The sequence below is a fragment of the Pseudomonas silensiensis genome, assembly GCF_050434865.1.
Taxonomy (GTDB): Bacteria; Pseudomonadota; Gammaproteobacteria; order Pseudomonadales; family Pseudomonadaceae; genus Aquipseudomonas; species Aquipseudomonas fluorescens_W.
In genome coordinates this window covers 59,680-78,110 of sequence record NZ_JBNDJH010000027.1, presented here as the reverse complement: position 1 = coordinate 78,110, position 18,431 = coordinate 59,680, and the positions used below count along the sequence as shown (strand labels likewise).

Genomic DNA, 18,431 nt, shown 5'->3' with positions numbered 1-18,431 from the left:
GTATTGGCTGAGCAACGCATCCGCCAGAACACGGAAGTCACTTTGCACTTTGCACTGCGCCTGGAGAATGGCGACACCGTCGACAGCACCTTCGACAAAGCCCCGGCGACCTTCAAGGTCGGTGACGGCAACCTGTTGCCAGGGTTCGAAGCTGCGCTGTTCGGCTTCAAGGCTGGCGACAAGCGTACGCTGACGATTCAGCCGGAAAACGCTTTTGGCCAACCCAACCCGCAGAACGTACAGATCATCCCGCGCACGCAGTTCAAGGATATGGAGCTGTCGCCTGGGTTGCTGGTGATCTTTAACGATGCGGCCAATACTGAGCTGCCTGGTGTGGTGAAAGAATTCGATGATGAGCAAGTGACCATCGACTTCAACCACCCGTTGGCCGGCAAGACATTGACCTTTGACGTCGAGATCATCAACGTCATAGCACTGTAAAACCTTCGCCCGACTCTGGTCGGGCGGGGTCAGCATTCTTTCTGCGCGCAAGACACGAGGCACAGCATGCAAATCAAACTCGCCAACCCCCGTGGCTTCTGCGCCGGTGTGGACCGGGCGATCGAAATCGTCAACCGCGCCCTGGAAGTCTTCGGGCCGCCGATCTACGTGCGCCACGAAGTGGTCCACAACAAATTCGTCGTCGAAGACCTGCGTGCTCGCGGGGCGATCTTCGTCGAAGAGCTGGATCAGGTGCCGGACGACGTCATCGTGATCTTCAGTGCCCACGGTGTTTCCCAGGCCGTGCGCACCGAAGCCGCCGGTCGTGGCCTGAAGGTGTTCGACGCCACTTGCCCGCTGGTGACCAAGGTACACATCGAAGTGGCACGCTACAGCCGCGACGGCCGTGAATGCATCCTCATCGGCCACGCCGGTCACCCGGAAGTCGAAGGCACCATGGGCCAGTACGATGGCAGCAATGGTGGCGCGATCTATCTGGTCGAAGATGAAAAAGACGTCGCCGCCTTGCAGGTGAACAATCCTGAAAAACTGGCGTTCGTGACCCAGACCACCCTGTCCATGGACGATACCAGCCGCGTCATCGACGCCCTGCGTACACGCTTCCCGGCGATCGGTGGCCCGCGCAAGGACGACATCTGCTACGCCACGCAAAACCGTCAGGACGCGGTCAAGCAACTGGCCGACGAATGCGACGTGGTCTTGGTGGTCGGCAGCCCGAACAGCTCCAACTCCAATCGCTTGCGTGAACTGGCCGAGCGCATGGCCACCCCGGCCTACCTGATCGACGGTGCCGAAGACCTGCAAAAGAGCTGGTTCGACGGTGTCGAGCGAATCGGCATCACCGCTGGCGCCTCCGCCCCGGAAGTGCTGGTGCGTGGCGTGATCCAGCAGTTGCAGGCGTGGGGCGCTACCGGTGCCGATGAACTGGCCGGTCGCGAGGAGAACATCACCTTCTCCATGCCTAAAGAACTGCGCGTCCGCTCCCTGCTTTAACGCTTTTGCCCCCTGGGCACAGCGCCTGCTCAGCCTGATGGCTGCGCAGGCTGACGCGGCCGGTCGCGGCCAGCACCACCTGGAGCTGAGTGACCGGTTCGCGGGCTGCGCAAATGTGCAGTGTCCCCGCTTGAAAGGCCCGTCCGGGCATCTGTGGCTCGCCAATACTGTTGAAACGTATGTATCGCCTGACCGGCCAATTGCCGACAATCGGCACCTGAGTGCCACTCGCGCGCTCAACCAGCAGCGGATTGCTGTTGTCCTCCGCCCCTTTACCACTGATATCCAGAATGATCCGCCAGCCCTGACTCCAGTCGCCGTTGATGGCGTGAATCACAACACTCTGGTTGCGTGTGATGGCAACGGTTCTGGCGTTGCGTATACCGCTGATAAGCGACTCTGCCACCTGCTCGCGATGGTTCGATTCAGTCAGTGCTGCAAATGCCGGACTGACCAACAGCAGAACAATCCCGACAATTGTCAGTCCCATAAGCAGTTCGATCAGGCTGAAACCTCGCTGATGCATGTCATCTCCCTCCCTGGAGTGCTGCGGCCCGCGCGATCCCTGCGCGAGTAATGGCAAAACAATCGAACACCTGCCGGTCGAATGCTCTAGCGTGTAGAAGCAGGTATAGCCGACGGCAACGGAGCGCACCGATGGATCATCGTACAAAAGGTTTCACGCTGATCGAGCTGCTGATCGCGCTCGCGGTGTTTCTGATCCTGATCACGCTGGCCGTACCGGCGTTTACCCGTTCGGTGCAAATCACCAAGGCCGACACCGAAATTGGCGATCTGCAACGCGGTCTGAATTTCGCCCGACTTGAGGCGATCAACCGGGGCATCACCACCCGGCTTCGGCCGACGACGGAGGGCGGGGTCTGGACCGGAGAACTCTCGGTTTATGACGGTACTGGCAAATTGGCCAATGTATTGCGGGTTGTTCCAGCGATGAGCAGCGGGGCGACTCTGACGCTAACCTCAGGAGTGACCGCCATTGATTTCAACAACCTTGGCGGGTTATCGGCACCGTCCACGGCGGTAGTGATCAGCTATGTCCTGGGGGCGCAAAGCAGGACGCTGAATGTGTGTTTGAACGGACGAATTCTATTGGGTGGAAACTGCGGATGAGGGGATGGAGCAAGCGTGCACAGGAGGGCATGACGCTGATCGAAGTCTTGGTTGCGTTGTTGATTCTGAGCGTGGGGCTGTTAGGGGCTGCGGCGATTCAGCTCAATGCGCTCAAATACACCGACAGTTCGCGGATGACCAGCCAGGCCAGTTTTATCGCCTACGACATGATGGACCGCATTCGCGCCAACTCCGGTGCCGACTACACCGTCACGCCACCGACCTCAGGCAACCTGAGCGTCGCCCGGGATCAGGACCTCTACGACTTCACCACCAACATTGTCAATTTCGGCGGCGCCACCGCCACCGGCAGCGTTACGCTCAATAAGCAGGTGTACACCATCACCATCACCTGGGATGACTCTCGGGCTGCGAACATCGCCGATTCACGGCGCAGTTTCGTCCTGACCAGTCGCGCCACCGTCGATCCGGTGCCGACGCCATGAACCGGTCCAATAGAGGTTTCGGCCTGATCGAGTTACTGATCGCCCTGGCGCTGAGTTTGGTCGTGGTCCTGGGCGTGGCGCAGATTTTCATCGCGGCCAAGAACACCTATGTCAGCCAGAACGCCGCTGCCGCCATGCAGGAAGATGCGCGTTTCGTGCTGAGCAAACTAATTCAGGAAATTCGCATGGTCGGCATGTTCGGATGTCTGGGGACGGTCACTGATTCAAGCTCGGCGGGTGACTTCAATGCCTTTCAGACAACACCCATCAGTTGGGACAACGCCAACCTCAAACTGACCCTGGTGACTGCGGATGTCGGCGGTAGTGGCGGGGTACCGAACTGGACGGTGGTTTCCGATTGTCGGAACACCGCAACGGCCTACACCGGCGTCCGGGTTCCGGCGTCGGGCGAGCTGGCGTTTCCGATCCGGCGCCTGATCTACAGCTTCAGCAACAATCAACTGCTGATGGGTGTCGGTCCCGGCACGCCGGCTCAGGCGGTGCTGGTGAACAACGTCAGTGCCTTCAACGTGAGCTTTGGTCTCGCCAGTTCCGCTACGGATGTGGCCGCCTCCAGTTACAGCAGCAACCCCTCTGATCCGGCGCGCATTCGTAGTGTTCGCCTGACATTGACCCTCACCGACCCGAACAACCGGGTGCGCAATCAAACCTTCAACGTGGTTGCCGCTCTGCGCAACCGCTTGCAATGAGAGGCGGGCCGATGAGTATTGCTCCCGTGACCCCTCACGCCCAGCGTGGCATGGCGCTGTTGGTCAGCCTGGTGTTTCTTCTGTTGTTGACACTGATCGGCCTTTCATCGATGCAAAACGCCACGCTGCAGGAAAAAATGGCGGCCAGCGTGACCTTGCGCAATCAGTCGTTCCAGGGCGCCGAGTCGGCGTTGCGCGTAGGTGAAAGCGCAGTGCAACTGGAGACCTATTCGTTGCCGGTCTGCAGCGGCACCACCCAATGCGCGCCACCGGCCGAGTCGTTGACAATCACCGGCGCCGGCTTCAATTCCACCTCGGGGGTGACCTGGATCGCCTCCGGCAGCGGTTTTTACGGGGTGCAGAACATCGGCACCACCCTGACCGCCGTGAATGTGCCAAGCAACACCTCGACAACGCTGTACCGGGTGACCGCAGTCGGCATCGCGGGCAACTCGCGCAGTGTGGTGGAGAGTATTTATGCGAAGTACTAAACAGCTGTGGCGCCTGGTTTGCGGCGTGCTATTGGGGTTTTATCTCTCAGCGCCAGCGTATGCCTTCACACCGTCGGATTCTCCGCTGTTGAGCGCCGCGGCTGTCGCGCCTAACGTGATGCTGTTGATTGACGATTCGGGCAGCATGAACAGCATCGTCTGGGCGGCGGGTTTCGATCCGACGGTCACAAATCGCCCTCAGGTGACCATCTGCAGTTCAGATGGCTCCTGCAAGGAAGGGCAAAATCTCGACATGACCGACACCAATATTTTTCTGTCCAGCCTCAATCGCGGTGGCTGTGCGTCAGGTTATGTTGGTTTTTTTAAAGGCTCTCAGGGGGCGAATTCGTTTTGCCTGAAACTGCCCGATCCGGTGGGCGGCGAGAACACCCGTTACTCGGCCAATTACCTGTCTTACCTGATCAGTCTGGCGAACAGTTCGACCAAGGATTTCACCACTGGCTCAATCCCCACCGATTACCGGATGAACGTTGCGCGCAAAGTCTCCACTGATCTGGTGACCACTAACCGTGGGCTGCGCATAGGCCTGGCGACGTTCAACCCAGCCACCATCTACAACTCTGGCAATGGTGGCTACATCGCCCGTTCCATTAGCGACCTGTCGGTGGAGAGCAACTTTAATAACCTTGTTTCGTCGATCAACGGCTTGAATGCAGTCGCCAATACCCCATTGGCAGAAGCCTATTACGAAGTCACCCGCTACATGCGCGGCATGGCGCCGTTCTACAACTCGACGCCTGCGACCTACACCAGTCCGATCCAGTACCGTTGCCAGAAAAACTATGGTGTGGTGATTACTGACGGCTTGCCCACCTTTGACAGGACCTTCCCGACCACTGATCCCTTGGGCGGTACACGACTGCCCAATTGGGACGGTGTAAACAACGATGGTCCCGGCGGCGACGATGAGGGCGATACGCTTTACCTGGATGACATCGCCAAGTTCGCCTTCGACATCGACATGCGCACGACCGGTACCGATTCTGCGAACAAAAACTGGGACGCAGCGGATTTTCCAAAGCAGAACATGAACACCTACACCGTCGGTTTCGCCACTGCGAACCCGATGTTGTCGGACGCGGCGACTTACGGGCAGGGCAAGTATTACCAGGCTACCGACAGTACAGGCCTCAACAGCGCACTGTCGTCGGCGCTGAGCGACATCACCTCCAAGGCCGGCTCCGGCGGCAGTGGCGTCGCCAGCGGGACCACTCTGGCCAGCGGTACGAGTTACTTTCAGACCAGTTACGATCCCAAGGATTGGCGCGGCACGATCAAGTCCTACGGGTTTACCTCCACTGGCACGGTCAACACCGCTTCGGTGTTGTGGACAACCGATACCACCATCGTGCCCGGTGCCACGGCACCGACCTATCAATCCTGGAACACCCTGACCAATGCGGCCGTGACGCTGGCCTACGCCAGTTTTTCCCCTGCCCAGCAAACTTCCCTCAACCAGGGTTTGCCCACCGGCATCACCGGCAGCGATCTGGTGGAGTGGAGCAAGGGCACCAACAAGGCCGGTCTGAAAGTGCGCAGTGTGCTGCTTGGCGACATCATCAATTCGCCGTTGGCGTTGGCATCGCCCACGGATAAAACCGCGTCCGATCTGTCCGGCGACACCACCTACAGCACCTATCTGGCGACCAAAGCGGCAAGCATGAACGCCAGCCTCGTGGTGAACGCTAACGACGGCTTTGTAAACGTCATCAACGTGTCCAATGGCACACGGCGTTACGCGTTTATGCCGTCCAGCGTGTTGCCGTCACTGCGCTACATCGCTGACCCCACTTACATAAACGGGGTGAGCCACAAGTTTCTGGTGGACGGTCAGGTGGGTGTGTTCGATGCCCAGCTCAACAGTGCCTGGAAAACCCTCGCGTTGGGCGGGACGGGGGCAGGAGGGCGAACCTTCTATGCGCTCCAACTGTTCGACGCATCGGCCGGTAACGTAACGAAGGCGTTGTGGGAGATCAGCGCACCGGCCACAGCAAACACGGCGAACGTTTTCAATGATCTGGGTTATGCCTATGCACGACCGGAAGTGGCACGCTTGGCCGACGGTCGATGGGCGGCATTCATCTCCAACGGTTATGGCAGCAACTCCGGGGTGGCAGCGTTGTACGTCGTCGACATTCGCGACGGCACGCTGATCAAGAAGATAGTGGTCGACGGCGCCGAGACGACCAACGGCCTGTCGTCGGTAAAACTTCGGGTCAACTCACAGAATGTGGTGCAGGCCGCTTATGGCGGCGATTTGAAGGGGCGGCTGTGGAAGTTTGATTTGAGCGCGACGGCCCCGGAATCGTGGGATCTGGCGTTTTCCCGCAAACCGCTGTTTACCACCGCAGGTGGCGTCACCCAGCCGATCACCGCACAGCCATTGCTGGCGGACAATTCGTTGGGAGGGAAGGAAGTGTTTTTCGGCACCGGTAAATTCAACGAGACGGCCGACAAGACCAATAAAGATCTTCAGGCGTTCTATGCCGTGTGGGATGCGGAAGGTGGCTCCGGGCAAATCACAACGTCCAGTTTGCAGGCGCAGTCGGTGACCGGCGTGTTCTCCGGTAGCAGTGGGCAATTCATCACCACCAGCCAGAACGACGTGACCTATCCGGCGGAAAAAGGCTGGTACCTGCCGCTGGTGTACAACAACGTACTAACCGGTGAGCGGGTGATCAATCAGGCCAGTCTGGTGGCCGGCCGGATCGTATTCACCACGGCCAGCGTGGACACCACCGACCCATGCGCCAGTTTCGGTACCGGCAAACTGGTCGAGCTGGATGCATTCAGCGGTAAGATGCTCAATTACGCGGTGCTCGACAGCAATGGCGACGGTCTGGTCGACATCAAGGATTCGATTTCCAGCGGGGTGATTTTCACCGGTGGTATTCCGACGCTGAACGCGATCGTCAACAATGCGGCCCGCAAGATTGTGAACGACTCCAGCGGTGGCATCAGCTCCCTGGTGGAAAAGCCCGGCAGCGGCGGCAGCCGTCGCATCATGTGGCGACAAATTCAGTAAGTGAGAGTTGAGGCATGCGCAGATCCAACCGAGGTTTTACCCTGATCGAAATCATGATCGTGATTGCGATCATCGGGATCGTCATCACCATTGGCTACCCGAGCCTCACCGAGTATGTGAATAAGGGCCGCCGCACTGAAGTCGCCGGCCTGCTCTCCGAACAAGCGCAGATCCTTGAACGCTACTATTCGAAGAATAATGTCTACACCAATGCCACCGGCCTGAGCGCCGGTAATGACTTCTATACCATCACCCCGACCCTGACCGATCAGACCTTCCTGCTGACGGCGGCGCGCAAGCCCGGCAAGGCCATGGCAGCTGACAAGTGCGGTGATTTCACCATCACCAACACGGGCGTCAGAAGCATGGTCAATGCGACGGCCGCGACCAAGGATTGCTGGGGGCGCTGAGTTTCTTTTTTGGGTGCCTTTTGTGCCCTCTGTCTATTTAACGGTTGGATCAGAACATGACCAGGCAACAGCAAGTGGTGATTGTCGGCGGCGGCGTGATTGGCCTGCTGACAGCGTTCAATCTCGCGTCCGAAGTGCAAAGTGTTGTGCTGCTGGATCGTTCGAACGTCGGTCAGGAGTCGTCCTGGGCCGGCGGCGGCATCGTCTCGCCGCTCTACCCGTGGCGCTACAGCCCGGCCGTCACCGCGTTGGCGCACTGGTCCCAGGATTATTATCCACAGCTGGGTGAGCGACTGTTTGCAGCCACCGGTGTCGATCCCGAGGTGCATACCACCGGGTTGTACTGGCTGGACCTGGATGACGAGGCCGAGGCACTGGCCTGGGCCGAGCGGGAAAACCGTCCGTTGCGGGCTGTGGATATCTCGGCGGCTCACGACGCGGTGCCTGTGTTGGGGAGCGGTTTTTCCCGGGCGATCTACATGGCCGATGTGGCCAATGTGCGTAATCCGCGGCTGGTGAAGTCCCTAAAGGCTGCGTTGCTGGCGCTGCCGAACGTCACGATTCATGAGCAGTGTGAAGTCAGCGGGTTTATCCGTGAAGGCGCCACGGTGGTCGGGGTGCAGACTTCGGCGGGAGCGATTCATGGCGATCAGGTAGTGCTGACTGCGGGTGCCTGGAGCGGTGATTTACTCAAGAGCCTGGATCTGGAGCTGCCGGTCGAGCCGGTGAAAGGGCAGATGATTCTCTACAAATGCGCAGCGGATTTCCTGCCGAGCATGGTTCTGGCCAAGGGGCGTTATGCGATTCCTCGGCGCGACGGGCACATTCTGATCGGCAGTACGCTGGAGCATGAAGGCTTCGACAAGACGCCGACCGAATCTGCCCTCGAGAGCCTGAAGGCGTCGGCGGTGGAGTTGATTCCAGCACTGGCGGATGCCGAAGTTGTGGGGCACTGGGCCGGGTTGCGACCGGGCTCGCCGGAAGGCATTCCCTACATCGGTCGGGTACCAGGGTTCGAAGGGCTTTGGCTCAATTGCGGGCATTACCGTAATGGCTTGGTGCTGGCGCCTGCGTCGTGCCAGTTGTTTGCGGATGTGATGCTGGGGCGTGAGCCGATCATTGATCCGGCGCCATATGCACCGACTGGACGGATCTGAGACTCAATCGAGTCCCAGTTTCTTGAGCCTGTAGCGCATCGACCGGAATGAAAGATTCAACCGCTGAGCCGCCGCCGTGCGGTTCCAGCGGGTTTCTTCCAGGGCCTGGAGGATAAGGTTGCGTTCGACGTTTTCCAGGTAGTCTTCCAGATTGTCGATCTGCGTCAGGTCCGGCACACCGCCTTCCGGGTTGCAGTTGCCTTCGGCCAGTCGCAGGTCGCTGGTTTCAATTTGTTTGTTTTCGCACAATGTGTGCGCCCGTTCGAGCACGTTCTCCAGTTCCCGCACGTTACCGGGGAATCGATAGCTTTTCAGCGCGTCGAGGGCTTGGGGGTGGAGCTTCACGGCGGGTTGGCCAGTGCTGATCGCCAGGCGTTTGAGCACATGGCTGGCGAGGGATTCGATGTCGTCACGGCGTTCACGCAAGGGCGGCACCCGTAGTTCGATCACGTTCAACCGGTAGTACAAATCCTGGCGAAAGCGTTCGGCGGCGACTTCGGCGTCGAGGTCTTTGTGGGTGGCGCAAAGAATACGCACATCGACCACGGTTTCCTGTTGCTCGCCGACACCGCGAACGGCTTTTTCCTGTATTGCCCGTAGCAGTTTGACCTGCATCGCCAGTGGCAAATCAGCCACTTCGTCGAGGAACAAGGTGCCGCCATGGGCCGCCTGGAACAGGCCGGGTTTGTCTTCGAAGGCGCCGCTGAAGCTGCCTTTGCGATGCCCGAAAAATTCGCTCTCCATCAATTCCGACGGAATCGCCCCGCAATTGACCGGGATAAACGGTTGGCTGGCGCGGGGGCCTTGCTCATGGATCAGTCGTGCGACCAATTCCTTGCCGCTGCCGGATTCGCCGCTGATGTACACCGGCGCCTGGCTGCGGGCCAGTTTGTCGATGTGTTTGCGCAAGGCGCGCATGGGCGGTGAATCACCCAGCAGCCGGCGATTGATGGCGATGCCGGTGCCGCCGGGCGCAGGCAACCGAAGTGCGCTACTGACCAGTTCCCGCAGGCGAGTGAGGTCCACCGGTTTGGTCAGGAAGTCGAAGGCGCCGGCCTTGAGGGCGTTGATGGCCGTTTCCAGGCTGCCATAGGCGGTGATCATTGCCACCGGTACTTGGGGGTGGCGTTGCTGGATGTGTTGCACCAGCTCAAGGCCGGTGCCGTCCGGCAAGCGCATGTCGGTGAGGCATAAGTCGAACGTCTCTCGTGAGAGCAGGGCCTGGGCTTCGCCGAGGTTGCGGGCACTGAAGGTGTCGAGTTTCATCCGTCCCAGGGTGATTTCCAGGAGTTCGCGGATATCCGGTTCGTCGTCGACGATCAGGACTTTTTGCCGTGGGCTCATGTTCAACTTTGTTTCCGTCCGTGAGCAAAGGTGATGCGAAAGCAGCCGCCGCCTTGGCGTGGTTTGAAGTCTAGGCGGGCCTGGTTGCATTCGCACAGCTCACGGGACAGATAAAGCCCCAGGCCGGTGCCTTGGGGGCTCGTGGTGAAGAACGGTTCGAACACGTGCACGTGATGCTCCGGTGCCACGCCGGGGCCATCGTCCAGGATCTCGAGGACCGACAGCTGGCTGTCCGGGTCGACGAACAACTCCAGCCAGACCTGTGCCAGGTCGTGATTCAAGGCGCTATGGCGCCAGGCGTTGCGCAACAGATTGTCGAGAATCTGGGTCAGTTGGTCTGGGTCCATCAGGGTTTTGAAGTCCCCTGAGCCGATGCGCAGATGAATCTGCTGATGCTCGGTCGCCCCCTCGCGGTTTTCGTTGACGTACTGCTCCAGCCACGGCTTCAGATCAAGCCGTTGCGCTACGGTTTGCTGGCGGCGGGACAGTTGCAGGACGTTTTCGATTACCCGATTCATTCGCTGAGAGTGGTCTTGAATAATCTGTGTCAGACGCCGATCCGCGCGGTTCAGTTCCTCTGATTCTTGCAATAGCTGCGCGGCATGACTAACGGCGCCCAGTGGATTGCGGATTTCATGGGCGATACCAGCAGTCAGGCGACCGAGGGCGGCGAGCTTCAATTGCTGGGCCTGTTGGGCGATTTGCGCGAGGTCTTCGAGAAAGACCAGGGTCTGGTGGTGTGGGCTTTGGTCCAGGGCAATGAAGCTCGGTTGCAGCTCCAGACCACTACTGGCGACTTTCAGGCTCTGGGGGCGCAGCGTCGGATTGTTGAGCCACAGTTGCAGGCGTTCGACCAGGCTGGGTAGGTAGTCATCTATCAGTTGGCCTGCAAGATTGTCCCTGCCTAACAGGTTCAAGGCGCTGTGGTTGGCCAGTTGAACCCGCCGTTTGTCGTCGAGTACCAGGATGCCGGTACGCATGCGTTGCAGGATCAGTGCGTTGAGGGCTTCGAGGCCGACGACTTCGCTGGCCCGTTGTTCGGCGAGGGTTTCGCTGACCTCCAGGCGTCGGGTCAGCCCTTGCACCAGCAATGCCGCAGCAAAACACAGGGCGCCGAGCGTGCCGACTTGCAGGTAATCGTTGGGGGTGGCGGGATGGCTGAGACTCAGGAGGAAGCTCAGCCCGACGATACCCAGCGCGCCAACGGCGGCAATCAGCAGGCCGATGCGCCCTCGCAACAAGGTGTTACTGATGGCTACGGATACGATCAGCAAGTTGCCGATGGCGCTGGCCACACCGCCGGCGGCGTAGAACAAGCCGCACAGCAGCAGGACGTCGGTCAGCGCCAGGCTGAACAGTTGCGCCGGGCGTCGAGTGTTCTCGAGGAACACCACCAGCAAGATATTCAGCACCAGGTAAAACCAGCTGCCTCTGCGCAGCAGGTCGTCATTGGCGGACGTCAGCAGCTGGTTGTCCATGTTGCTGGAGATCAACAGCACCAGGGTGATGCCGACGCTCAAACGGTAAAAGTGATAGAGACGCAGCAGTCGCTGGGCCTGTTTGCTGCCGGGACTGGAGGTCTCAGCGATCACTGGAACCCGGGCCTTGCTCAAGATGAGCCTGGCTGCAATACCACTGTTGTTGAAGGCTCAGCGCGCGGTCGCGTGGCAGGTGTACGCCGCAATGGGCGCAGCGGACCATGGGGGCCGCTTCCAGCTCGGCAGGGGACTTGGGCACGGAAGCCTGGCCCTTGAACTTGCGCCAGAACCATACCGCAGCGGCAATCAGGGCGATCCAGAACAGTAAACGAAGCATGATGAGCTGCTATTCGACGAGTGATGAGCCAGTTTAGCCAAGGACATGACCAGCGCACAGCGTAATCATCGAGCCCATAAAAAAGGAGCCTCGAAAGGCTCCTTTTTGTACAACCCGATGTGTCAGTCAAACACGCCGAAGGTCATGTAGCTGAACCACGAGCGGTCGCTGTTATTGGCTTCGGAGTCGTGTTCCTCTTCTTCGATCACGTCGCCATTTTCATCTTTAGGCTTGAGATCGTTCGGAATCGCGTCCTTGGCGTCCTGGAATTGCTTCTGCACGTCCTGGTTGGCGCGGGTTTCGCCCGGCGGCAGCGGTGGACGGGATTCGATCAGGCCCAGGGTCGCCTTGCTCAACCACGAACGGTTGTCGGCTTCGGCCACCGATGGCACGAACTGACCGTCCACCAGACTTGGGTGGTTCGGGTAGTTGAGCTTCAGGGTTTCGAGGCTGGTGGCGGCCAGGTCGTCCAGATGCAGACGCTGGTAGGCCTCTGTCATCACCGCCAGGCCGTCACCGACCGAAGGGGTTTCCTGGAAGTTTTCCACCACGTAGCGACCACGGTTCGCGGCAGCGACATAGGCCTGACGGGTCAGGTAGTAGTCGGCAACGTGAATCTCGTAGGCCGCCAGCAGGTTGCGCAGGTAGATCATGCGCTGCTTGGCGTCCGGCGAGTAGCGGCTGTTCGGGAAGCGGCTGGTCAGCTGGGCGAACTCGTTGTAGGAGTCGCGAGCGGCACCCGGGTCACGTTTGGTCATGTCCAACGGCAGGAAGCGCGACAACAGGCCGACGTCCTGGTCGAAAGAAGTCAGACCCTTGAGGTAATACGCGTAATCCACGTTCGGGTGCTGCGGGTGCAGGCGAATGAAGCGCTCGGCGGCGGACTTCGCAGCTTCAGGCTCGGTGTTCTTGTAGTTGGCGTAGATGAGCTCGAGTTGAGCCTGATCGGCGTAGCGACCGAACGGATAACGCGACTCCAGCGCCTTCAGCTTGGCTGTGGCGGCGGTGTAGCTATTGTTGTCCAGATCGTGCTGAGCCTGCTGGTACAGCTCGACCTCGCTCAGGTTTTCGTCTACGACTTCCTTCGATGAGCAAGCAGCGGTCAATGCGAGGATGGCGATCAGCAGCAGGTGTTTCACTTGCATGGCGGCTTGCGTCCCTATGACGGCCGCTGTCTTGGGCGGGGCCGTCCTGTTATGATGAGTGCCCCGTTGAATAGCCTCGGGGCAAAAGACGCCGTATTTAACCACAAGCGCGCAGCCGAAACCAAAGGCTGTGCCGACGCCTAGTCTGAGCATGTCCGATAAAATTGAACTTCGCGCAGAGGTGCCGTCCGAATTGGGCGGCCAACGCCTCGATCAAGTCGCCGCACAATTATTCGCTGAGCACTCGCGCTCGCGCCTTTCCGCCTGGATCAAAGACGGCCGCCTGACTGTGGATGGGGCGGTTATCCGCCCGCGAGACATTGTTCACGGTGGTGCCATTCTTGAACTCACTGCCGAGCAGGAAGCTCAGGGCGAATGGATCGCTCAAGACATCGAGCTGGACATCGTCTATGAAGATGACGACATCCTGGTGATCAACAAACCCGCGGGTCTGGTGGTGCATCCTGCCGCCGGTCACGCTGATGGCACCTTGCTCAACGCCTTGCTGCACCACGTGCCGGACATCATCAATGTGCCCCGCGCCGGTATCGTGCATCGCCTGGACAAGGACACCACCGGTCTGATGGTGGTGGCCAAGACCATTCAGGCGCAGACACAGCTTGTCACGCAATTGCAGAGCCGCAGCGTAAGCCGGATCTACGAATGCATCGTGATCGGTGTGGTGACGGCCGGCGGCAAGATCAACGCGCCGATCGGTCGTCACGGTCAGCAGCGCCAGCGCATGGCCGTGATGGAAGGTGGCAAGCAAGCTGTCAGCCATTACCGCGTGCTCGAGCGTTTCCGCTCCCACACTCACGTGCGGGTGAAGCTGGAAACCGGTCGTACGCACCAGATTCGTGTGCACATGGCCCACATCAACTACCCGTTGGTCGGAGACCCTGCCTACGGCGGTCGTTTCCGCATTCCGCCGGCTGCCAGTGTGACCATGGTCGAATCGCTGAAGGCGTTCCCGCGTCAGGCGCTGCATGCGCGGTTCCTGGAGCTGGATCACCCGACTACCGGTAAACGCATGAGCTGGGAATCGCCACTGCCGGACGATTTCGTCTGGTTGCTGACCCTGCTCAAGCAAGACCGCGAGGCGTTCATCGGATGAGTGACTGGCTGATTCCCGACTGGCCTGCGCCTGCCGGGGTGAAAGCCTGTGTGACCACCCGTGCGGGCGGCGTCAGTCTGGCGCCGTTCGACAGCCTCAACCTCGGCGATCACGTCGATGACAGCCCCGAAGCTGTTGCCGAAAACCGCCGTCGCCTCACCGATCATTTCTCTATTCAACCGGCCTGGTTAAAGCAGGTTCACGGCATTGCCGTGGCCCACGCAGACCCAAGCCAGGTGGCCACTGCCGATGCAAGCTGGACAGCAACGCCCGGTATTGCCTGCACGGCGATGACTGCGGATTGCCTGCCAGCGCTATTCTGTGACCGTGCCGGCACTCGCGTAGCGGCGGCTCATGCCGGTTGGCGCGGGTTGGCGGCGGGTGTGCTGGAAGCGACCCTCGACAGTCTGGCCGTGCCACCAGAAGACGTATTGGTCTGGCTCGGCCCGGCCATTGGCCCGCAAGCCTTTGAAGTCGGCCCTGAAGTGCGCGAAACCTTCGTCGAGCAATTGCCCGAAGCCGCCAAAGCCTTTGTGCCGAGTGCCAATGCTGGCAAATTCATGGCTGATATCTATGAGCTGGCGCGTTTGCGTCTGGCGGCTTGCGGCGTCACCGCTGTTTATGGTGGCGGTTTCTGCACCGTGACCGATCCTCGCTTCTTTTCTTACCGCCGCAGTCCACGTACTGGTCGGTTTGCCTCTCTTGTCTGGCTCGAACGCTAGAATTAGCTGACCTGCATCAACGTCACGACGCTTGAATCTTCCAGAATCGACCGCATCTATAACGGTATCTGGCAGGTTTCTTCATTCAGGATGTTTTATAGGTCCGGCCTGCTCAAAAGGAAGGTGACCCATGCGTATAGACCGTTTAACCAGCAAGTTGCAGTTAGCCTTGTCCGACGCCCAATCCCTGGCCGTCGGCCTCGATCATCCGGGCATCGAACCGGCGCACTTGATGCAAGCCATGCTTGAGCAGCAGGGTGGTTCGATCAAACCCCTGTTGATGCAGGTTGGCTTCGACGTCAACAGCCTGCGTAAAGAGCTGACTAAAGAGCTCGACCAACTACCAAAAATCCAGAACCCGACCGGCGACGTCAACATGTCGCAGGATTTGGCGCGCCTGCTCAACCAGGCCGATCGCCTGGCCCAGCAGAAGGGCGACCAGTTCATTTCCAGCGAGCTGGTGTTGCTCGCCGCCATGGATGAGAACAGCAAGCTCGGCAAGTTGTTGCTCGGCCAGGGCGTCAGCAAGAAAGCCCTGGAAAACGCGATCAACAACCTGCGTGGTGGTGAGGCCGTCAATGACGCCAACCACGAAGAGTCGCGCCAGGCGCTGGATAAATACACCGTCGACCTGACCAAGCGTGCCGAAGAAGGCAAGCTCGATCCGGTGATCGGCCGGGACGACGAAATTCGCCGGACCATTCAGGTCCTGCAGCGCCGTACCAAGAACAACCCGGTGCTGATCGGTGAACCTGGCGTCGGTAAAACCGCCATCGCTGAAGGCCTGGCCCAGCGCATCATCAACGGCGAAGTGCCGGATGGACTGAAAGGCAAACGCCTGCTGTCCCTGGACATGGGGTCGCTGATTGCCGGTGCCAAGTACCGTGGCGAGTTCGAAGAGCGCCTCAAATCGTTGCTGAACGAACTGTCGAAGCAGGAAGGGCAGATCATTCTGTTCATCGACGAACTGCACACCATGGTCGGCGCCGGTAAAGGCGAAGGCTCGATGGATGCGGGCAACATGCTCAAGCCTGCGTTGGCCCGTGGTGAACTGCACTGCGTCGGCGCGACCACGCTCAACGAGTACCGCCAATATATCGAGAAGGACGCAGCCCTCGAACGGCGCTTCCAGAAAGTGCTGGTGGACGAGCCGAGCGAAGAAGACACCATCGCGATTCTGCGTGGCCTGAAAGAGCGCTACGAGGTTCACCACAAGGTGGCGATCACCGACGGCGCGATCATCGCTGCGGCCAAGCTCAGTCATCGCTACATCACTGACCGTCAGCTGCCGGACAAGGCCATCGACTTGATCGACGAAGCGGCAAGCCGCATCCGCATGGAGATCGATTCCAAACCGGAAGTTTTGGATCGCCTTGAACGCCGTCTGATTCAGCTGAAGGTGGAATCCCAGGCGCTGAAGAAAGAAAGCGACGACGCGGCGAAGAAACGCCTGGAAAAACTCCAGGAAGAAATCGTCCGTCACGAGCGTGAGTACTCGGACCTGGAAGAGATCTGGAACGCGGAAAAAGCCGAAGTCCAGGGTTCTGCGCAGATCCAGCAGAAAATCGAACAGTCCCGTCAGGAATTGGAAGCTGCCCGCCGCAAAGGCGACCTGAACCGCATGGCCGAATTGCAGTACGGGATCATCCCGGACCTGGAGCGCAGCCTGCAAATGGTCGACCAGCACGGCAAAACTGAAAACCAGTTGTTGCGCAGCAAGGTGACCGAAGAAGAGATCGCCGAAGTCGTTTCGAAGTGGACCGGTATTCCGGTGTCGAAAATGCTCGAGGGCGAGCGCGACAAACTGATGAAGATGGAAAGCCTGTTGCACCAACGTGTGATCGGCCAGGACGAAGCGGTGATTGCCGTTTCCAACGCCGTGCGGCGGTCCCGTGCCGGTTTGTCCGATCCGAATCGCCCGAGCGGCTCGTTCATGTTCCTCGGCCCGACCGGTGTCGGTAAAACCGAGCTGTGCAAGGCGCTGGCCGAGTTCCTCTTTGATACGGAAGAGGCGATGGTGCGGATCGACATGTCCGAGTTCATGGAGAAACATTCCGTGGCTCGTCTGATCGGCGCGCCACCAGGCTACGTAGGCTATGAAGAGGGCGGTTACCTGACCGAGGCGGTGCGTCGCAAGCCTTATTCGGTGATCCTCCTGGACGAGGTCGAGAAGGCCCACCCGGACGTCTTCAACATCTTGCTGCAAGTGCTGGAAGATGGCCGACTGACCGACAGTCATGGCCGCACGGTGGATTTCAAAAATACCGTGATTGTCATGACCTCCAACCTGGGGTCGGTGCAGATCCAGGAACTGGTCGGTGATCGTGAAGCGCAGCGTGCGGCGGTGATGGATGCGATTTCCAGGCACTTCCGGCCGGAGTTCATCAACCGGGTCGATGAAGTGGTGATCTTCGAACCGTTGGCTCGGGATCAGATCGCAGGTATTACCGAGATCCAGTTGGGTCGCCTGCGCAGTCGCCTGACCGAACGCGAGCTGAAGCTTGATCTCAGCCCTGAGGCCATGGATAAGCTGATCGCGGTGGGTTACGACCCGGTTTACGGCGCGCGGCCGCTCAAACGAGCGATCCAGCGCTGGATCGAGAACCCGCTGGCGCAGCTGATTCTGTCTGGTCGTTTCATGCCGGGCGATACCGCCAAGGGTGTCGTGGAGAACGACGAAATCGTCTTCGTCTGATCCACGGCGGCAGCAAAATTGAAGAGGCCTCGCATTGTGAGGCCTTTTTTTCGCCAGGCTGTTGAACTTAAAGGAAAAGGCTTGTAAAGTGCGCCCCGCAGTAAGTCGCCCTGAAGGGTTCCAGCTCCCCAAGCAGGAATCTGAAATAAGTTGCAAATCATTAACTTGAAAGCAATTTAGGGGGTTGACAGAGGTGCTTAAGATTGTAGAATAGCGCGCCTCAGACACACGAACGCAGCGATGCGAACGGGTCGAAGAGGTGAAGCAAGCTTCACAGTTGTAAATTGAAATATGTTGTTCCGTGATAGCTCAGTCGGTAGAGCAAATGACTGTTAATCATTGGGTCCCAGGTTCGAGTCCTGGTCACGGAGCCAATTTCAAGCCGGGGTATAGCGCAGTCCGGTAGCGCGCCTGCTTTGGGAGCAGGATGTCAGGAGTTCGAATCCCCTTACCCCGACCATTTTTGGGTCGTTAGCTCAGTTGGTAGAGCAGTTGGCTTTTAACCAATTGGTCGTAGGTTCGAATCCCACACGACCCACCATTTTTGAAACCAGTTCACGCTGGGATCAGATCTTAAGATCAGACGCCAAAAGCTCTGTTCGCAGAAGGCGCCTTTAAAAGGTGCCTTTTTTTTACCGGGGTATAGCGCAGTCCGGTAGCGCGCCTGCTTTGGGAGCAGGATGTCAGGAGTTCGAATCCCCTTACCCCGACCATATTAAAAATCCTCGTATCGAAAGATACGGGGATTTT

17 protein-coding genes and 4 tRNA genes are annotated in these 18,431 nt (G+C 59.2%); 16 read left to right on the top strand and 5 right to left on the bottom strand.

Annotated elements, in window-relative coordinates:
- Positions 1–3: 3 nt before the first annotated feature.
- The gene (gene fkpB / locus QF010_RS28725) at positions 4–441 is read left to right on the top strand and encodes an FKBP-type peptidyl-prolyl cis-trans isomerase (protein ID WP_197281706.1); all 438 of its coding nucleotides are present in this window, start codon (positions 4–6) and stop codon (positions 439–441) included.
- A 66-nt stretch (positions 442–507) separates the two neighbouring features.
- A complete protein-coding gene (gene ispH, locus QF010_RS28720; RefSeq protein ID WP_033054296.1) occupies positions 508–1,455 on the top strand; it encodes a 4-hydroxy-3-methylbut-2-enyl diphosphate reductase in 948 nt (315 codons plus the stop codon).
- Here the strand turns inward: ispH and QF010_RS28715 are convergent.
- The gene (locus QF010_RS28715) at positions 1,424–1,981 is read right to left on the bottom strand and encodes a GspH/FimT family pseudopilin (RefSeq protein WP_429534443.1); all 558 of its coding nucleotides are present in this window, start codon (positions 1,979–1,981) and stop codon (positions 1,424–1,426) included. The two genes, ispH and QF010_RS28715, sit on opposite strands and share 32 nt — an antisense overlap.
- A 131-nt stretch (positions 1,982–2,112) precedes the next feature.
- Here QF010_RS28715 and QF010_RS28710 point away from each other — a divergent pair, with 131 nt between their 5' ends.
- Genes QF010_RS28710 through thiO form a run of 7 tightly spaced genes read left to right on the top strand, consistent with a single transcriptional unit; the run spans position 2,113 to position 8,846 of the window.
- Positions 2,113–2,586: a GspH/FimT family pseudopilin gene (locus tag QF010_RS28710; RefSeq protein ID WP_429534434.1), complete on the top strand. Its 474-nt coding sequence runs from the start codon at positions 2,113–2,115 to the stop codon at positions 2,584–2,586.
- On the top strand, positions 2,583–3,032 hold the full coding sequence (gene pilV, locus QF010_RS28705; protein WP_033054300.1) for a type IV pilus modification protein PilV: 450 nt from the start codon (positions 2,583–2,585) through the stop codon (positions 3,030–3,032). Before QF010_RS28710 ends, pilV begins: the two co-directional genes overlap by 4 nt.
- Complete coding sequence (locus QF010_RS28700) at positions 3,029–3,742, top strand: PilW family protein (RefSeq protein ID WP_429534433.1); 714 nt, start codon at positions 3,029–3,031, stop codon at positions 3,740–3,742. Before pilV ends, QF010_RS28700 begins: the two co-directional genes overlap by 4 nt.
- 11 nt (positions 3,743–3,753) lie before the next feature.
- The gene (locus QF010_RS28695) at positions 3,754–4,233 is read left to right on the top strand and encodes a pilus assembly PilX family protein (RefSeq protein ID WP_429534432.1); all 480 of its coding nucleotides are present in this window, start codon (positions 3,754–3,756) and stop codon (positions 4,231–4,233) included.
- Positions 4,220–7,279: a pilus assembly protein gene (locus tag QF010_RS28690; protein WP_429534431.1), complete on the top strand. Its 3,060-nt coding sequence runs from the start codon at positions 4,220–4,222 to the stop codon at positions 7,277–7,279. The genes QF010_RS28695 and QF010_RS28690 overlap by 14 nt, the downstream gene beginning before the upstream one ends.
- 14 nt (positions 7,280–7,293) lie before the next feature.
- Entirely contained in the window at positions 7,294–7,689 is a 396-nt protein-coding gene (locus QF010_RS28685; RefSeq protein WP_429534430.1) for a type IV pilin protein, read from the top strand.
- 56 nt (positions 7,690–7,745) lie between these two features.
- Positions 7,746–8,846, top strand: a complete 1,101-nt coding sequence (gene thiO / locus QF010_RS28680) for a glycine oxidase ThiO (protein ID WP_429534429.1) — start codon at positions 7,746–7,748, stop codon at positions 8,844–8,846.
- Positions 8,847–8,849: 3 nt separating this feature from the next.
- Here the strand turns inward: thiO and QF010_RS28675 are convergent, their stop codons facing one another.
- From QF010_RS28675 to QF010_RS28660, 4 genes are all read right to left on the bottom strand, one after another.
- The gene (locus tag QF010_RS28675) at positions 8,850–10,190 is read right to left on the bottom strand and encodes a sigma-54-dependent transcriptional regulator (RefSeq protein WP_429534428.1); all 1,341 of its coding nucleotides are present in this window, start codon (positions 10,188–10,190) and stop codon (positions 8,850–8,852) included.
- Between the two features lie 2 nt (positions 10,191–10,192).
- Positions 10,193–11,782 carry a sensor histidine kinase gene (locus QF010_RS28670; protein ID WP_429534427.1) on the bottom strand — a complete coding sequence of 530 codons (1,590 nt, stop codon included), beginning with the start codon at positions 11,780–11,782 and terminating at the stop codon, positions 10,193–10,195.
- Entirely contained in the window at positions 11,772–12,005 is a 234-nt protein-coding gene (locus tag QF010_RS28665; protein ID WP_008037883.1) for a PP0621 family protein, read from the bottom strand. Before QF010_RS28665 ends, QF010_RS28670 begins: the two co-directional genes overlap by 11 nt.
- 122 nt (positions 12,006–12,127) lie before the next feature.
- Entirely contained in the window at positions 12,128–13,150 is a 1,023-nt protein-coding gene (locus QF010_RS28660; protein WP_033054313.1) for an outer membrane protein assembly factor BamD, read from the bottom strand.
- 151 nt (positions 13,151–13,301) lie between these two features.
- On the opposite strand from QF010_RS28660, the gene rluD reads away from it, so the two are divergent.
- The 7 genes from rluD to QF010_RS28625 all read left to right on the top strand — a co-directional run bounded on the left by rluD (position 13,302) and on the right by QF010_RS28625 (position 18,394).
- A complete protein-coding gene (rluD, locus tag QF010_RS28655) occupies positions 13,302–14,264 on the top strand; it encodes a 23S rRNA pseudouridine(1911/1915/1917) synthase RluD (protein WP_007942311.1) in 963 nt (320 codons plus the stop codon).
- The gene (gene pgeF, locus QF010_RS28650) at positions 14,261–14,986 is read left to right on the top strand and encodes a peptidoglycan editing factor PgeF (protein ID WP_429534426.1); all 726 of its coding nucleotides are present in this window, start codon (positions 14,261–14,263) and stop codon (positions 14,984–14,986) included. Before rluD ends, pgeF begins: the two co-directional genes overlap by 4 nt.
- A gap of 130 nt (positions 14,987–15,116) precedes the next feature.
- Entirely contained in the window at positions 15,117–17,681 is a 2,565-nt protein-coding gene (clpB, locus tag QF010_RS28645; RefSeq protein ID WP_429511878.1) for an ATP-dependent chaperone ClpB, read from the top strand.
- A 298-nt stretch (positions 17,682–17,979) separates the two neighbouring features.
- A tRNA-Asn gene (locus QF010_RS28640) sits at positions 17,980–18,055 on the top strand.
- A 9-nt stretch (positions 18,056–18,064) separates the two neighbouring features.
- Positions 18,065–18,141 (top strand) — tRNA-Pro (locus tag QF010_RS28635).
- Between the two features lie 5 nt (positions 18,142–18,146).
- Positions 18,147–18,222 (top strand) — tRNA-Lys (locus tag QF010_RS28630).
- A gap of 95 nt (positions 18,223–18,317) precedes the next feature.
- A tRNA-Pro gene (locus QF010_RS28625) sits at positions 18,318–18,394 on the top strand.
- Positions 18,395–18,431 lie beyond the last annotated feature (37 nt).